This window comes from Streptomyces sp. NPDC004266 (assembly GCF_042874095.1).
Lineage (GTDB): Bacteria > Actinomycetota > Actinomycetes > Streptomycetales > Streptomycetaceae > Streptomyces.
This window is the reverse complement of sequence record NZ_JBIAMM010000008.1, coordinates 308,401-324,892: the sequence shown is the minus strand read 5'-3', so window position 1 is coordinate 324,892 and position 16,492 is coordinate 308,401. Positions and strand designations below refer to the sequence as shown.

General features: G+C 73.6%; 12 protein-coding genes and 1 pseudogene. 5 read left to right on the top strand and 8 right to left on the bottom strand.

The features are described from left to right. The first annotated feature begins 10 nt into the window (after nt 1–10). Entirely contained in the window at nt 11–1,921 is a 1,911-nt protein-coding gene (locus tag ACFYUZ_RS21440; RefSeq protein ID WP_389311509.1) for a ricin-type beta-trefoil lectin domain protein, read from the top strand. A gap of 38 nt (nt 1,922–1,959) precedes the next feature. Beyond that, nucleotides 1,960–5,052 carry a glycoside hydrolase family 3 N-terminal domain-containing protein gene (locus tag ACFYUZ_RS21435; RefSeq protein ID WP_389311507.1) on the top strand — a complete coding sequence of 1,031 codons (3,093 nt, stop codon included), beginning with the start codon at nt 1,960–1,962 and terminating at the stop codon, nt 5,050–5,052. Nucleotides 5,053–5,207: 155 nt separating this feature from the next. Here the strand turns inward: ACFYUZ_RS21435 and ACFYUZ_RS21430 are convergent, their stop codons facing one another. Beyond that, entirely contained in the window at nt 5,208–5,459 is a 252-nt protein-coding gene (locus ACFYUZ_RS21430) for a hypothetical protein (RefSeq protein WP_389311506.1), read from the bottom strand. A gap of 1 nt (nt 5,460) precedes the next feature. Between ACFYUZ_RS21430 and ACFYUZ_RS21425 the strand changes: the two are divergent. Then, nucleotides 5,461–5,745 (top strand): annotated as a pseudogene (locus tag ACFYUZ_RS21425) (DUF4232 domain-containing protein); the annotation flags it as partial. 46 nt (nt 5,746–5,791) lie between these two features. Continuing rightward, nucleotides 5,792–5,920, top strand: coding sequence for a hypothetical protein (locus tag ACFYUZ_RS21420; protein ID WP_389311504.1), 129 nt, complete (start codon nt 5,792–5,794; stop codon nt 5,918–5,920). A gap of 63 nt (nt 5,921–5,983) precedes the next feature. Here ACFYUZ_RS21420 and ACFYUZ_RS21415 read toward each other — a convergent pair whose 3' ends face one another. From ACFYUZ_RS21415 to ACFYUZ_RS21405, 3 genes are all read right to left on the bottom strand, one after another. After that, nucleotides 5,984–6,868, bottom strand: a complete 885-nt coding sequence (locus ACFYUZ_RS21415; protein ID WP_389311502.1) for a sulfite exporter TauE/SafE family protein — start codon at nt 6,866–6,868, stop codon at nt 5,984–5,986. Next, nucleotides 6,865–7,437, bottom strand: coding sequence for a rhodanese-like domain-containing protein (locus ACFYUZ_RS21410; protein WP_389311501.1), 573 nt, complete (start codon nt 7,435–7,437; stop codon nt 6,865–6,867). The genes ACFYUZ_RS21415 and ACFYUZ_RS21410 overlap by 4 nt, the downstream gene beginning before the upstream one ends. Before the next feature lie 91 nt (nt 7,438–7,528). Continuing rightward, the gene (locus ACFYUZ_RS21405) at nt 7,529–8,923 is read right to left on the bottom strand and encodes a rhodanese-like domain-containing protein (RefSeq protein WP_389311499.1); all 1,395 of its coding nucleotides are present in this window, start codon (nt 8,921–8,923) and stop codon (nt 7,529–7,531) included. Between the two features lie 227 nt (nt 8,924–9,150). Here ACFYUZ_RS21405 and ACFYUZ_RS21400 point away from each other — a divergent pair, with 227 nt between their 5' ends. Beyond that, complete coding sequence (locus ACFYUZ_RS21400) at nt 9,151–9,834, top strand: class I SAM-dependent methyltransferase (RefSeq protein WP_389311497.1); 684 nt, start codon at nt 9,151–9,153, stop codon at nt 9,832–9,834. A gap of 37 nt (nt 9,835–9,871) precedes the next feature. On the opposite strand, the gene ACFYUZ_RS21395 is transcribed toward ACFYUZ_RS21400, so the two are convergent. From ACFYUZ_RS21395 to ACFYUZ_RS21380, 4 genes are all read right to left on the bottom strand, one after another. Beyond that, nucleotides 9,872–10,282 (bottom strand): SRPBCC family protein, encoded by a 411-nt coding sequence (locus ACFYUZ_RS21395; RefSeq protein WP_389311496.1) that lies wholly within the window; start codon nt 10,280–10,282, stop codon nt 9,872–9,874. Between the two features lie 10 nt (nt 10,283–10,292). Beyond that, nucleotides 10,293–11,213 (bottom strand): class A beta-lactamase, encoded by a 921-nt coding sequence (gene bla / locus ACFYUZ_RS21390; protein ID WP_389311494.1) that lies wholly within the window; start codon nt 11,211–11,213, stop codon nt 10,293–10,295. Nucleotides 11,214–11,323: 110 nt separating this feature from the next. Next, a complete protein-coding gene (locus tag ACFYUZ_RS21385) occupies nt 11,324–14,287 on the bottom strand; it encodes an NHLP bacteriocin export ABC transporter permease/ATPase subunit (protein ID WP_389311493.1) in 2,964 nt (987 codons plus the stop codon). Between the two features lies 1 nt (nt 14,288). Continuing rightward, nucleotides 14,289–16,406, bottom strand: a complete 2,118-nt coding sequence (locus tag ACFYUZ_RS21380; protein WP_389311669.1) for an NHLP family bacteriocin export ABC transporter peptidase/permease/ATPase subunit — start codon at nt 16,404–16,406, stop codon at nt 14,289–14,291. Nucleotides 16,407–16,492 lie beyond the last annotated feature (86 nt).

Sequence of the window (16,492 nt, the reverse complement as noted above, 5' to 3'; positions counted from 1 at the left end):
CAGGTCTTGGTTGTCCGTACCTCGGTCGTCCGTACGGCGGAGCCGATCGCGCCCCCGCCGCCTCGCCGCCCTCGTGACCGGCGCCCTCCTCGCGAGCGGCCTGGTCATGACCGGCCCCGGCGTCGCACAGGCCGCCGGCGAACGGGTCGACGTCTGGCTGACCACCACCTCCGACGCCGGAGGCCGTACCGTCACCCGGGGACTCGCCCCGCAGGCACCGACCGCCTTCGGCCCCGCGGGCGGCAGCGCGAGCCACACCGTCGCCGTCGACGAGGCCACCACCTACCAGCAGTTCGAGGGCGGCGGCGCCTCCCTCACGGACACCACCGCACACCTCCTGCGCGGCGGGGCGGTCAGCGCCGCCACCCGCGACGAGGTCATGCGCAAGCTGTTCTCGCCGACCGACGGCATCGGCCTCTCCTTCGTCCGCAACCCCATCGGCGCCTCCGACCTCTCCCGGCCCGGCAACGTCTCCCTCGACGACACCTGCTGCGACCTCTCCGACTTCGGCGCGAACGGCTACGACACGAACGTGCGGCTGCTGACCGTCCAGGCCAAGCAGCTCAACCCGGCCCTCCGCGTGAAGGGGGTGCCGTGGAGCGCCCCCGGATGGATGAAGGACAACGGCCGGATGGACCAGATGGGCTGGCTGAAGTGGGAGTACTACCCGCTCTACGCCCAGTACCTGGTCAAGTACGTCCAGAGCTACCAGGCGGCCGGGATCAAGGTCGACTACCTCTCCGTCCAGAACGAGCCGAACTGCTGCCAGGCCGGCAACCCCACCGCCATGAACTATCCCGGCATGAGCTGGAACCCCTCCGGCCTGGTCGAGTTCACGAAGAACCACGTCTACCCCGCCTTCCGCGCGGCCGGCATCACCACCAAGGTCCTCGTGCACGACTGGAACTACGGTGACTACGCGAACTTCGGCGCGGCCGTCCTCGGAGACGCGGGCGTACGGAACGACCCCCTCTTCGGGGGCATCGCCTGGCACGGCTACGCCGGCGACCCGGCCGTCGGCAGCCAGGTCCACGCCCAGTACCCGTCGGTGCGCCAGTTCAGCACCGAACACTCCGGCGGCACCTGGATCACCGACCAGCACGACGAGGACCTGAAGGACATCGTCTCCTACGCGCGCAACTGGAGCAGCAGCCTGGTGAAGTGGAGCCTGGCGCTCAACCAGGACATGGGCCCGCACAACGGCGGCTGCGGCACCTGCACCGGGCTGATCACCGTGCAGGAGGGCGGAGCGCGCGCCGGGCAGGTCGACTACACGATCGAGTACTACACGACCGGACACCTCACGAAGTTCGTCCGGCCCGGCGCGTACCGCATCGCCTCGACCGACGACCCCGGCCTGCCGAACGTCGCCTGGCGCAACCCGGACGGCTCCAAGGCCCTCATCGCCCACAACGGCGGCGCAGCGGCACGGTCCCTCCGCGTGGACTGGGGCGGCCAGTCCTTCACGTACACCCTGCCGGCCCGCACCACCGCCACCTTCACCTGGGCGGGGACACCGGGCGGCACCGCCCCGACCGGCCCGCTGACCGGCCTGGCCGGCAAGTGCCTCGACGTCGCCGGAGCCGCCACCGCCGACGGCACCCCGGTCCAGCTCCACACCTGCAACGGCACCGCGGCACAGCGGTGGACGCTCGCCGCCGACGGCACCGTCCGGGCCCTCGGCAAGTGCCTCGACGTCACCGGCGCCGCGACCGCCGACGGCACGAAGGTGCAGCTCTACACCTGCAACGGGACCGGCGCGCAACGCTGGTCGTACGACCCCGGGACCCATGACGTCGTCAACACGGCAGCGAACAAGTGCCTGGACGTCACCGGCAACTCCTCGGCCGACGGCACCCGCACGCAGATCTGGACCTGCACGGGCGGCGCCAACCAGAAGTGGACCCACCAGCCGTCCTGAACCCCCTTCTCCCCGACCCCCTCTTCCGAGGAGCCCGCATGCCGCACCCGCGCCACCGAAGAAGGGCGAGCGCCGCCGCGCTCGCCGCCACCGCGGTCCTCGCCGGACTGCTCGCCGGAGCCGTGCCCAGCGCCGCCGCCCCCGACGCCGACGGAGAACCGGCGCCCTGGTCCGTCGACCGCTTCGAAGGAGAGGTCCCCTTCACCGGACCGCCCGCCGAGGGCCTCTTCACCTGGGGCAGCGACGCCGACGACCACCCCGCGCTCACCCTCGCCGAGCGCGCCGACGCCCCCGAGGGCACCAAGGTCCTCGAAGGCCGCTACGACATCAGCGGCTGGGGCGGGTTCACCCACGACTTCGCCTTCGACCGGCCCGCCCAGGACTGGACCGCCCACAAGGGCATCCGCTTCTGGTGGTACGGGCAGAACACCGCGCCCCTGCCGCCCGGCTCCGGAAAGCGGATCAGCTTCGAGATCAAGGACGGCGGGGCGAACGGCGAGGCCTCCGAACTCTGGACGACCTCCTTCACCGACGACTGGGAGGGCTGGCACCTCGTCGAGATCCCCTTCTCCGAGTTCCGCTACCGCGCCGACTACCAGCCGGTCGGCGGCATCGACCAGGTCCTCGGCCTCGACCGCATGTGGGGGTACGCGCTCACGCTGCCGACCGGCGCGCCCGGCCGCTTCGCCCTCGACGGCGTCGAGCTGTACGGGAAGGCGGACCCCGCCCTCGGCACCCGTGTCACCACGGGAGCCGTGGTCCACCCCGTCGAGGAAGGAGGAACGGCCCGCATCGACGTCTCGGTGACCACCACCGGCTCCTCGCCCACCGGCGGACCCGTCACCGTCACGTACACGACGGACGACGGCGGGCCCGCCGAGCCGGGGAAGGACTACTCCCCGGTCTCCGGCAGCCTCGTCTTCCCTGCCGGCACGCCGTCCGGGACGACCCGCTCGATCACCGTGCCGACCCTGAAGGACGGGGCCGCCGAGGAGGCCGAGACGATCCCGGTGAAGCTGACCGTCGACGGCGCCGAGGCACCCGCCGAGACACCGGCCGTCGTCGTCGACGCGCACGGACTGCCCTACCTCGACGAGCGGCTGCCGGTGAGGAAGCGCGTCGCGGACCTCCTCTCCCGGATGACGCTCCGCGAGAAGGCCGGCCAGATGACCCAGGCCGAACGCAACGCCCTGCGCTCGCCCGGCGACATCGCGGGCTACGGCCTCGGTTCCCTGCTCTCCGGCGGCGGCTCCGTCCCCACCCCCAACACGCCGGAGGCGTGGGCCCGCATGGTCGACGCCTACCAGCTGCGCGCCCGGGCCACCCGGCTGCAGATCCCGCTGATCTACGGCGTGGACGCGGTGCACGGCCACAACAACGTCGTCGGCTCGACGATCATGCCCCACAACATCGGGATCGGCGCCGGACGGGACCCGGGCCTCGCCGCCAGGACCGGCGCCGTCACCGCCCGGGAGGTGCGGGCCACCGGTGTGCCCTGGGACTTCGCCCCCTGCCTGTGCGTGACCCGGGACGAACGCTGGGGCCGCTCCTACGAGTCCTTCGGCGAGGACCCCGCGCTCGTCACCGCCATGGAGACCGTGATCGACGGGATGCAGGGCGCGCCGGACGGCCGGGACCTCGACCGGAACGACAAGGTGCTGACCACCGCCAAGCACTTCGTGGGGGACGGCGGCACCGCCTACGGCTCGTCGACGACCGGTGCGTACACGATCGACCAGGGCGTCACCCGCGTCACCCGCCGGGAACTGGAGGCCGTCCACCTCGCGCCGTTCGCCGAGGCCGTCAAGCACGGAGTGGGCACGGTCATGCCCTCCTACTCCTCGCTCGACGTCCTCGGCGACGACCGGGGACCCGTGAAGATGCACGCGGACGCCGAGATGATCAACGGCGTGCTGAAGGACCGGATGGGCTTCGAGGGCTTCGTCATCAGCGACTGGCAGGCCATCGACCAGATCCCCGGCGACTACCCGAGCGACGTGCGGACCTCGGTCAACGCCGGCCTGGACATGATCATGGTGCCGACGAACTACCAGGAGTTCACCCGGACACTGGTCGCCGAGACGGAGGCGGGCCGCATCCCCACCGCGCGGATCGACGACGCCGTCGCCCGGATCCTCACCCAGAAGTTCCGCCTGGGCCTCTTCGAGAAGCCGTACGCGGACACCACCCGCCTGGCGGCCGTCGGCTCGCCGGAGCACCGCGCGGTGGCGCGGGAGGCGGCGGCCGCCTCGCAGGTGCTCCTCAAGAACGACGGCGGTGTGCTGCCGCTCGATCCGGGCCAGAACGTGTACGTGGCGGGATCCAACGCCGACGACCTCGGCAACCAGGCCGGCGGATGGACCGTCACCTGGCAGGGCGCCTCGGGCCGGACGACCACCGGCACCACGATCCTGGAGGCGATGCGGAAGTCCGCCGGTCCCGGCACCACGCTCACGTACTCCCAGGACGCCACCGCGCCCACCGCCGGACACGACGTCGGTGTCGTGGTGGTCGGCGAGACGCCCTACGCCGAGGGCGTGGGCGACGTGGGCAACGGGCACGACCTGGAACTGAGCGCGGCCGACCGGGCGGCCGTCGACCGGGTCTGCGCCGCGATGCCGTGCGCGGTCCTCGTCGTCTCCGGCCGCCCCCAGCTCATCGGCGACCGGCTGCCCGCGATCGACGCCCTGGTGGCGTCGTGGCTGCCGGGGACGGAGGGCGACGGCGTGGCGGACGTCCTGTACGGACGGCGGCCCTTCACCGGACAGCTCCCGGTGAGCTGGCCGAGGTCGGAGGACCAGCTGCCGCTGAACGTGGGCGACACGCGCTACGACCCGCAGTTCCCGTACGGCTGGGGCCTGACCACGCTCCACCGCGCACCGGGGGGAGGGGAGCCGGCGCTCCGGGCGATCGGGCTCGCCGCCCGCGCCCTCCAGAAGGCCGGACACGGGGACTCCGCCGCGGCGCGGGGACTCGTCGGCCGGGCCCGGCTGATCGTCCAGGAGCGCATCGGGCAGAACGTCACGGAGAGGACGGCGAAGCCGTTCGCCGAGGCGGACCACCTGCTGCTCACCGGTGACCCGGCGGGCGCGGTCGGCCGGCTGACCGAGGCCTTCCGCGCGGCGGGCTGACCGGCTGGACAGCGCGCCGGACCTTCCCGGTCCCGCCGTCCGCGGAGGCGGCGGGACCGGGAAGGCCCCCGCGGGGCGGCTGGGGCGCACCGTGGTGATTTCGGTAAGGCTCCGTCACAGAACCGTGAAGCGGGGGCGCGAACCTGGTGTTCACCTCAGCGCAGTTCGCGCGCTGTCATCGGGGGGAGTACCACCATGAGTTCCGTTCGCAGAGCCGCCGTCGTCCTCGTCGCCGCGTCCGCCCTGGCCCTGACCGCCTGCGGGCCCTCCGAGGACGGCGCCGCGGGCGGCCCCGCGGCGCCGACCGCGACGCCCCCCGCCGCCACCCCCTCCACGCCGTCGAAGCCCACGAAGCCCGCCGAGTCGTCGAAGCCGTCGACGCCCGCCACGCCGTCGAAGCCGGTCAAGGTGCCGACGCCCGCCAAGCCGGTCTCGCCGTCGACCGATCCGGACTACGACGTCTTCCCGTGCAGCACGTACGACGTGACGTTCACGGCGAGTCTGGCCGAGTCCACGACCAGCAGCTACCTGCTGAAGATCACCAACAAGAGCGGCAAGCCGTGCCGGGTGCTCGGCCACCCCGTCGTGACCTTCGGCGACCTGGACGGGCAGGCGACGGAGCGCGGCGCCGCCCCCGGCATCGAGGAGGCCATCCGGCTCGCCCCCGGCGAGTCCGCCTACGCGGGACTCATGGGGGGGCCTGAAGGGGCCCAAGAGCAAGACGGTCTCCTCGATCGCGATGACCATGGAGACCGAGTCCGACCTGAAGCAGGTGCCGCTCAAGGCCTCGACGCCCGGCTTCAACGTCTCCGAGGAGAACTCGGTCACCGCGTGGATGGACAACGCCGAGGACGCGCTCAGCCTGTAGCCGCCCGCTCTTCCGCCGCGGCCGGCCGGAGCCGGCCGCGGTACCGCCCGGGGAGGGCGGGGCTTACGGCGTGTTTCCCGCGTCCCCCGGCGGCGGGGTGGCGAAGAGGCGCCAGGTCCGCCGTATCCGTCCGGCGAAGACGCAGGTCAGAGCGGTTCCGGCCACCGCCCATGCGGCCGGGTGGGTCCACACGGCGGTGCCGAGCTGCCGCGCGAGCACGAAGGCGCCCATGGCGACGACGAACCAGCCGAACGCCGTGCGCAGCGCGTCCTGCGGGACGCGGCCCGCGAGCCGGCCGCCCACGAGACTGCCGGCCACCGCCGCGGCGGACACGGTCAGGGCCAGGCCCCAGTCGAGCCGGCCGCCCGAGAGGTGTCCGGCGAGCCCGGCGAAGGAGTTCATGCCGATGACGAGGAGCGAGGTGCCGACCGCGACGCCCATCGGCAGCCCGCCGAGGACGACGAGCGCCGGGACGACGAGGAAACCGCCGCCCGAGCCCACCAGCCCCGTCACCGCGCCGACCGCGAGACCCTTGACCGCGCTGTGCCTCGGCGACGGCTCGGCGTGGACCCGCTGGGCCTTCTCCCTGCCGCGCCGGGGCCTGCGGAGCATCGCGACCGCCGTGACCGGCATCATCAGGGCGAAGGCGACGAGCAGGGCCGTCCCCGGGACGTGCTCGGCGAGCCGCCCGCCGCCGTACGCGCCGGCCATGCTGAACCCGCCGAAGAGCAGACCGGTCCGCCAGTGGACCCGGCGGGCCCGGGCGTGGGGGAGCAGCGCGGCGAGGCTGGTCACGCCGACCACGAACAGGGAGGTGGCGATCGCCTCCTTGGTGTCCTGCCCGGCCAGGTAGACCAGGATCGGCACCGTCAGGATCGAGCCGCCGCCCCCGAGGACGCCCAGGCTGAGGCCGACGAGCAGGGACGCCGCGACGACCAGGGCGGTCACGACGTGCTCCGCAGCCCCGCGATCACCGTGCGGACGTCGGTGCGGGGCCCGCGGTTGTACGGCAGCCTGGACAGCAGCACGCCCATGGCGCAGGAGTTGCTGAGGGCCGCGTAGGTCAGACCCGCCCCGATCGCGGTGCCGATCAGATGGGCGCCCGGGACGAACACCCCGACCAGGCCGGTGGCCAGGACGATCGAGCCGGCCACGAGCCGGACCTGACGCTCCATGTCCCACCGCTCCGGACCCCGCTCGACGGGCGAGCCGGCCGTCTCCCAGGCGACGACGCCGCCCTCCAGGACGCGGAGGTCCGGCAGCCCGGCACCGGCCAGGACCTCCTCGGCCCGGGCCGCGCGCTGTCCGGAACGGCAGACGAGCACGACGTCCCCGTCGAGGTGGGGCAGGAGCTCGGCGCGGTGCTCGATCAGGGTGTTCAACGGCACGTTGTACGAGCCGGGGATGTGCGCCGTACGGAACTCGCCGGGCGTCCGCACGTCGAGCAGTCGCGGGGCGCGCCCTTCCTGGACGAGCCGGTGCAGCGCGGCGGGCGTGAGGGCGGGGGTGGTGCTCATGGGATTCCACTTCAAGTCGGTCCGAGCGTACCCGGGGGGGTATGCGCGAGGTGGTGAGGGGTCGCGGGCGACGTGGCCCGAGGGGGGGTGGTCAGGCGTCGAGGGTCTCGGCCGGCGACGCCGTCAGGGCCCAGGCGGCGTGGCCGCCGAGGAGGTCGGAGACGTCACGGAAGCCGCGCTGCCGCAGCAGGCTCGCCGCGATGGAGGAGCGGTGACCGCCGGCGCAGTGCAGGACCAGGGGCCGGTCGGTGGGCAACTCGGTCGTACGGTGCGGGAGTTCGCCGAGCGGGATGTGCAGGGACGTCTCGATGGAACCGTTCGCCGCGCGCTCGCCGCAGGTGCGGACGTCCACGACGACCGGCGGCCGCTCGCCCGCGAGGGCGGTGCGCAGCTGCGCGGCGGTGACCCGGCTCGCGGGGGAGACCTCCTCGGCGAGTGACTCCAGGGCGTCCTCGGGGTTGCGCAGGTAACCGACGACCCGGTCGAAGCCGATCCGGGCGAGGCGGGTGACGACCTCCTCCTCCCGGTTCTGCGGGGCCATGACGAGCAGCTCCGCGGCCGGGTGGAGGACGGTGCCGGCCTGCTCGGCGAAGCGGCCGTCGGCGGGGACGTTCACCGCGCCGCGCAGATGTCCGGCCGCGAACTCCTGGGGGTCGCGCGCGTCGACCACGAGCGCGCCGGCGGCTCGCAGCCCGGTGAACTCGTCGAGCGCCAGCGGACGAGGAGCCGACGCGTCGTAGCGGGCGCGGTCCTTGCGGTTGAGCTCGGCGTCGTACGCGAAGTAACCGGGCGCGGCCGGCTGTCCGGCGGTGACGAGCGCGACGAACTCCTCGCGGCCCATCGGGGCGCAGGCGTAGTTGGTCGCCCGCTGCTCGCCGATCGTGGAGGACTTCTCCGTGGAGAGGTTCTTGCCGCAGGCCGATCCGGCGCCGTGCGCGGGAAAGACCCGGACCTCGTCCGGCAGCCCCATCAGCTTGTTCTGCACGCTGTCGTGGAGCATCGCGCCGAGCTCCTCGGCGGTCACGCCCACCGAGGCGAGCAGGTCGGGGCGGCCGACGTCGCCGATGAACAGCGCGTCGCCGGTCAGGACGCCGTACGGCACCTCGTCCTCGGCCCGCTCGTACACAAGGACGCTGATCGACTCCGGGGTGTGCCCGGGCGTCTCCATGATCTCCAGGGTGACGTCGCCGAGGGAGATCCGCTCGCCCTCGGCGAGCTCGCGGATCGGGTACTCGGTCTCGGCGCGCCGGCCGTAGCCGATCCAGGCGCCGGTCTCGTCCGCCATCTCCAGGTGCCCGGCGACGAAGTCGGCGTGGAAGTGGGTGTTGAGGACGCCGACCACCGTGAATCCGTGCGCGGCGGCGTCGGCCAGGTACTCCGAGACGTCCCGGCGCGGGTCGACGACCACCGCCCGGCCGGTGTGCTCGTCGGCGATCATGTAGGACGCCTGGGAGAGGCAGTCGAGGTAGTACTGCGCGAAGAACACGGCAATCCCTTCGTCAGGGGCGCACGTCGATGCGCCGGAGCGCGGATCGCGCATCGAAGCGCCGCCACTCGATACCCCCATGGGTATTTTCGTACTCGACCGTAAGGGGGGCGTCGCGGCGAAGTCAAATACCCCCCCGGGTATTTTGGATCATCGTGTGCGCCGTCGATTTGCCGGACCGGCAACAGCGGTGGCGTGAGCGGGGCACGATGGGCGACGGTGCGTCCGTGACCGACGACACCGCGGCGGGTACGCCCGCCTCCGCCCGCACCCCTTCGCCCACCGACGGATACCTCGGAGACCCCGCGGTACGGGCGAAGTGGGACGACCTCTACGCCGACCGGGAAAGACTCTGGAGCGGCCGGCCCAACGGCGCGCTCGTCGCCGAGGTCGCCGGGCTCACCCCCGGCCGAGTGCTCGACGTCGGCTGCGGCGAGGGCGCGGACGCCGTCTGGCTCGCACGCGGCGGCTGGGACGTGACCGGCCTCGAGGTCTCGGGCGTGGCACTGGAGCGGGCGGCCGAGCACGCGCGGGACGCCGACGTCGCCGTCCGCTGGGTCCACGCCGGCCTGACGGAGGCGGCGCTCCCGCCGGCCTCCTTCGACCTGGTCTCCGCGCAGTACCCGGCACTGCTGCGCACGCCCGACGCCGCGGCCGAACGCGCGCTGATCTCGGCCGTCGCGGTCGGCGGCGTGCTGCTGCTCGTCCACCACGCCGGGATGGAGACCCGACAGCCGGACGGGAGCGGCTTCGACCCGGCCGACTACGTCTGGCCCTCGATGGTGGCGGCTGCGCTCGACGACGCCTGGGTGGTGGAGGTGGACGAACAGCGGCCCCGCGTGGCACCCGACGGCGGGGCCGGCGCGCACCACACCCACGACGTGGTGCTGCGCGCCCGCCGACTGCGCTGAGCCCGCTCCGGCGGGCCCCGGCCGAGCGGGCGCGCGACTAGACGGACTCCAGCAGCTCCTTGAGCCGGTTCAGGTCGGCGGCGACCGTGGCGGCGTCGCGCTCGAAGTCGGCGTCGCTCGTGCCGGGCTGCCGGCGGAGGGTGAACACCACTTCGCTTCCCGTGCCGTCGGCGATCACGCGGACCGGGTTGTGGAAGGTCTCCCCGGAGGGGAACGTGACGTCGTGGTCGAGCACGCCCAGCTCGTTGCGGGGCGCGAACCTGACCGTGACGCGTCCCAGGGGGGAGGAGTCCGCGACCCACTCGTCCCCGACCTTCTCGACGGAGCCCCCCAGCCCGTGGGCCCACGCGGGCAGGTTGGCCGGGTCCGACGCGTAGGCGTAGACCTCGTCGACGGTCCGGTCGACGTGGACGCTGAGATGGCGCGATTCCTTGCCGGTGGCGTTCATGGCGGCGACGTTACCGGCTGAACTCCTCCGCCAGCAGTTCCGCCGTCCCGGCCACCAGCGGGTTGTCGGTGGGGGCGTCCTCCTCGGGCTGCGTGCTGAGGACGGCCAGGACGATCGGCGTGCCGTCCGGCCGCCAGGCGATGCCCACGTCGTTGGCGCCGCCGTAGCGGGGGGAGCCGGTCTTGTCGGCGAGGAGCCATTCCGCGGGCAGACCGCGGCCGAACTTCTCGGTGCTGGTGGTGTTGCGGAGCATCCAGTCGGTGAGCCGCTCGCGGTCGCGGGGCTCCAGGAGGTCGCCGAGCACGAGGCGGGCGTGGTCGAGGCCGATGGCGTGCGGGGTGGTGGTGTCCGTGACCCGCCAGGGCTCCGCCGAGTTGAGCTCGGGCTCCCACCGGTCGAGCCGGGTGACGCGGTCCCCGATCGAGCGACAGAAGCGGGTGACGCCGGTGGGGCCGCCCAGTTCCTTGAGGAGCAGATTGCCGGCGGTGTTGTCGCTGAAGCGGATGGTGGCGTCGCAGAGTTCGGCGATGGTCATGCCGTTCGAGACGTTCTCGGCCAGCCCGGCGACCGGCGAGAGGCCCGACCTGTCGACGTACGCCTGGGTGTAGTGGACGCGCCGGGCGAGGAACTCCCCGTCGCGGTCGAGGTCGCGCAGCACGGCCGCGACGGCCAGCGTCTTGAACAACGAGGCCATGGGGAAGCGCTCGTCAGCCCGGTGGGCCACGGTCCTGCCCGTGCGCATGTCACGGGCGAACACCCCGAGCCGCGCCGTGTGCTCCCGCTCCAGGCGCCGCAGCCGCGCGACGACGCCGCCCGCCTCCGGTGCGGCCTGCGCGGTTCCTCCGCCCACCGCGAGCGCGGCCGTGAGTGCCGTGCCGACGCCCAGGGCGAGGGCGGTACGACGGGACGGTCCTAATCCGTTGGAGTGCAAGGTGCTTCCTTCCGCGATGATCACTGCCGTACGCGTACACGCTCTGACGGCCCGTGCGGTTTCACCCCGCGGGGGCCGCGCGACGACCTCACGGCCGGGGAGCGGAGGCCTCAGCCCAGTTGCCGCCGGACCAGCTCGTGGAACAGCCCGTTCGTGTCGGCGAGGAGTTCGGCGGGCGTGCCCTCCTGGACGACGCGTCCGTCCGCCAGGGCGATCACCCGGTCGGCGTCCATGATGGTGGACAGCCGGTGGGCGATCACCACGCGGGTCGCGTTCAGGGCGCGGGTCGACTCGATGACGATCCGCTGGGCCTCGTTGTCGAGGGCGCTCGTCGCCTCGTCGAAGAAGAGGACGCGGGGCCTGCGGACGAGCGCCTGAGCGATCATCAGCCGCTGCCGCTGGCCGCCCGAGACGGTGCCTCCGCCGTCGGACAGCATCGTGTGCATGCCCATGGGCATGGCCTTGATGTCCTCGGCCAGGCCCGCCATCGCGGCGGCGGCCCACACGTCCTCCAGCGGGTGCGCGCCCGCGCCGCGGATGCAGTCGAGGACGGAGCCGGAGAACGGCTGGGCGTTCTGGAGGACGACGCCGCACTGGCGGCGCACGGCCGCCAGGTCCAGGGCCGCGAGGTCCTGGCCGTCGTACCGCACGGTGCCGGAGGCCGGCCGGTCGAAGCCGATGAGCAGCCGCAGGAGCGTGGACTTGCCGCAGCCGCTGGCCCCGACGATCGCGACGAACTCGCCCGGCCGTATCCGCAGACTGACGCCGTCGAGGACCGGCGGGCCGTCCTCGGTGTAGCGGTAGGACAGGTTCTCGGCCTCGATCGCACCGGTCAGTTCACCGGGCGGGGCACTGGAGGCGCGGACCTCGGGCGTCTCCCGGAAAACCGGCCTGATCTGTTCGAACATGGGCTGGACGGCGGCGGCCGAAAGGAGCGCTCCGGTCAGCTGCGTGACCGAGGAGAGCATCATCGTGACGGCGGTGCTGAAGGTGAGGAACTCGCTCGCGGACAGGCTGCCGCGGGCCGGCCCGGCCAGCAGCGCGAACATGACGAGCGTGCACAGCGGCAGACAGACCGCGCCGAGGACCGCGAGGACGTTCTTGATCCGCCCGATGCGCCGGTGCAGTTCGCGGGTCCGGGCGAACTGCCCCGCCCAGGCGGCGTAGGCGAAGCTCTCGGCCGCCGCGACGCGCAGCTTCGGCAGCCCGCGCAGGGTCTGGAAGGCCTGGTTGTCGAGCTTGTTGTCGAGCCGGACCAGCTGCCGCTGGTACCGCAGCTGCCAGAGGCCGAGGCCCAGGAAGACCGCGGCCGTGGCCAGCAGCAGGGCGAGCGCGACGAGGGCCAGCGGCACGCTGTAGACGAGGAGCAGCACCAGGTTGACCGTGCCGACGGTGCCCGCCTGGACGACCACCGGGCCGATGCCGGACAGGACCCGGCGGATGGCGCTGATGCCCATGGCGGCACCGGCCAGTTCGCCGGTCGACCGCCCGGCGAAGAACGTCGTCGGCAGGCGGAGGAGCCGGTCCCAGACGGCCGGCTGGAGGGTCGCCTCGATGCGGCCCTCCATGCGCAGGATCGCGGTGTTCTGCAGCAGCATGAACGCGGCCGACACGACACTGGTGGCGATGATCGCGAAGCCGGCCTGGACGATCAGCCCGGTCTCGGCCGCGGGGACGTACGAGCCGAGGACCTTGCCGGTGGCGACGGGCACCAGCGCGCCGAGGGCGACCGCGACGAGCCCGCCGAGGAGCAGGTCGCGGAGCTCCGCCCGGGTCCCCCGGACGCTGAACCGGAGCAGCCGCAGCAGGCCGAGGGGCCGGTCGGGCAGCGGCCGGTAGAACATGACGGCCCGTGGTGCGAACGCAGCGGCCCCCGCCCGGCCGACGCGCTCCCGCTCACCGGTGGCGGGGTCGAAGGACACGTACCGTCCGCGCCGCCACAGCAGGGCGACGGGGGCCCCGTCCGCCGCGCGGTGCCCCACGAGGGGCCCGCTGTCCTCGCGCCACCAGCGGTCGCCCAGCCGGACGCCCCGGGTGCGGACCCGGGAGGCGAGCGCGATGCGTTCGACGGGGTCGAGGTGCCCGGGGTCCGCGGCCGCCTCGGCCGGATCGGCGAGGGCGATGCGCGCCTCGGCGGCGACGGCCCGGCACACGGCGTAGGTCGCGTCGTCGTCGGCGACCCGGCCCCCGGGGGCGCCGCCGGAGCGGCCGATGGAGGCGAGCAGCGTGTGGTCGGCCCGCGTGCGGGCGGCCCGACCGGCCTCGATCCCCGCGGCGGCGCGGTCCTCGTGGTCGCGTTCGAGCTGCTCGACCCAGTCGCCCAGGGCGTGGAGCAGCCGGTACTGCTGGTCGACCATGCCCTGCCAGGTCGCGGGGTCCACGAGGAGGGTCCCGGAGCCGTCGCCCTCGTACCCCCCGTGACCCTGGTGGCCCGTCGCGTAGGCGGCTCCGTACGCGATGCTCCCGGGAACGAGCCGCATCCAGAGGACGTCGTCGTCGGCCGCGCCCGGGGCCTCGCCCGGGCTGCCGTCCAGGGCCGCCTGGTACAGGACGCGCAGCCCGCGCCCGATGCCGAGCGCGAAGGCGTGCTCCAGGGGGCTGAGCGGGGCCTCGGCCCCCGTGCCGTACGCGCTCCGGTCCTCGTACCACTGCCCCTCGTACCACTGGCCGCCGGACGCCCACTGCTCGTGTCCCTGCTGCCCGTACCCCTCCGGGGCGTACGCCTGGCCGGCCGGATACGGCAGTTCGCGCAGCTCGACACGGCGCAGCAGGCAGCCCTGGGCGGGGCGGCCGATCAGGGTGTGCGCGGGGCCGTCGACCGGGCCGAGCAGCAGCGCGCCCGCTTCGAGGCGCCCCAGGAAGTGCCAGGGGCCCAGCCGCGCCGCGTCGACGGCGAACAGGTCGAGGACGCCCTCGACGACGAGCCAGAGGACGTGCGGGCCTTCGAGGGCGAGGCTGCGCAGGCCGGAGCAGTCGACCGCGGTGCCGAGCCCGCCCAGGGCGTCGACGACCGGGTCCGGGGCGCCGCCTTGCCGGACGCCGGCGACGTCGGCGGGCGGATGGGGGACGTTCACCTCAGTGCTCCTTGACCAGAGCGGCGTACGTGCCCCGCGCCGCGACGAGCTGCTCGTGACGCCCGCGCTCCACCACCGTGCCCCGGTCGAGCACGACGATCTCGTCGCTGTCGCGCACGGTGCTCAGCCGATGGGCGATGACCACGCAGGCGCAGCCGCGCCGCCGCAGGTTGTCGATGACGGTCTGCTCGGTCGCCGCGTCGAGCGCGCTGGTCACCTCGTCGAGGATCAGGACGCTCGGGCGGCGCACCAGCGCGCGGGCGATCTCCAGGCGCTGGCGCTGGCCGCCGGAGAAGTTGCGGCCGTCCTGCTCGACGCGGCCGCGGATGCCGCCGGGACGCCGGGCGACCTCGTCGTACACGGCGGCGTCCTGGAGGGCGGCGACGACGGCCTCGTCGGGGACGGAGGGGTCCCAGAGCGCCACGTTGTCGCGGACGGTGCCCTCGAAGAGGAAGACGTCCTGGTCGACGAAGGAGACGGAGGCCGCGAGGGCGCCGCGCGGGATGTCCTCCAGACGCATCCCGTCGATGCGGATCACGCCCTCCCACGGGGTGTAGAGCCCGGACATCAGCCGCGAGACGGTGGATTTGCCGCTGCCGGACCCGCCGACCAGGGCGACCTGCCGGCCGGGGCCGACGGTGAGCGAGAAGTCCTTGAGCAGCGGCGCGTCGAGGGGGCTGTAGCCGAAGGTGACGCCCTCCAGCTCGACGTGGCCGGTGAGGCGGCGGGTGGCGGCGCCCGGCGCCCGGCGGGTGTGCACCGGGTCGACGGGAAAGTTCTCGACGTCCCCGAGACGGGCGATGTCGGCGGCGAAGTCCTGGACGCGGCCCGCCACTCCGTTGAGCCGGGTGATCGGCGCGGTGAAGCCGGTCACGAGGGCCTGGAAGGCGACGAGCAGGCCGACGGTGAGATGTCCCTCCACCGCCCGCAGACCGCCGATCATGAGGATGAGCGCGCTGTTGAGCGCGGCGAGGGCGGGAGCGACGACCGCCAGCCAGGCGCTGGGCACGCCGAGCCGCTGCTGCACGTCGAGGGTGGTGGCGTGCTGTCCGGCCCAGCGGCGGAAGAAGCCGTCCTCGCCGCCGGTGGCCTTCATCGTCTCGATCAGCTGGAGCCCGCTGTACGCGGTGTTGGTCAGCCGGGCGCTCTCGGCGCGCAGTTTCTGCGTGCCGGTGGCCCGCAGATGGACGACGACGCGCAGGGCGACGACGTTGAGCAGGGCGATCAGCACGCCGACGACGGTGAGTTGGGGGTCGTACGTCCAGAGCAGTACGGCGTACAGCAGGACGACGACGGCGTCGACCGCCGCCGCGGCCAGGTCGCGGGCGAGGGTCTCGGCGACCGCGTCGTTGGTCCGGAGGCGCTGGACGAGGTCGGCCGGGCTCCGCTGCGCGTAGAAGGCGAGCGGGAGCCGGAGCAGGTGCCGCAGGAAGCGGGCGCCCCCCAAGGTGGAGGCGATGATGCGCCCGCGCAGCAGATTGGCCTGTTGGAGGGCCGTGAGCGTCCCGGTCAGGACGAGGGCGGTGGCCATCGCCGCGAAGACCACGCCGAGCAGGGACGTCTGGTGCCCGATGAGGAACATGTCGATGTACGTACGGCTCAGGGCCGGCACCCACGCGCCGACGGCCACCAGGAGGAGGCTGGCGACGACCGCGGCGGCCATGGTGCCGGAGGTGCCGCGCAGCCGGGCCGGAAGGGTGGCGAGGACGCCGGGCCGGCTGCCGCCGCGCCGGAAGCCGGGGCCCGGCTCGAAGGTGAGCACGATGCCGGTGAAGCTGGTGTCGAATCGGTCCATGGGGACGAACCGGCGGCCACTGCCGGGGTCGTTGATGTGCACGCCGGGCCGGCCCAGACGGCGGCCCATGCCCTCGTAGACGACGTAGTGGTTGAACTCCCAGAAGAGGATGGCCGGGCCGGGCACCTCGGCGAGCGCGGCCAGGTCCATCTGCATGCCCTTGGCCTGGAGCCCGTGCCCCCGGGCCGCTTTGAGGAGGTTCCCGGCCCGGGACCCGTCGCGGGAGACGCCGCAGGCGATGCGGAGCTCCTCCAGCGAGACGAACCGGCCGTGGTGCCCGAGGACCATCGCGAGGGCGGCGGCGCCGCACTCGACGGCCTCCATCTGGAGCACCGTGGGGGTGCGGACGGTGCCGGGCCGGCGGCCCCCGGGGAGCCGCGTGCGGCGTCGGGGCCCGCCCGCCGGCGGGA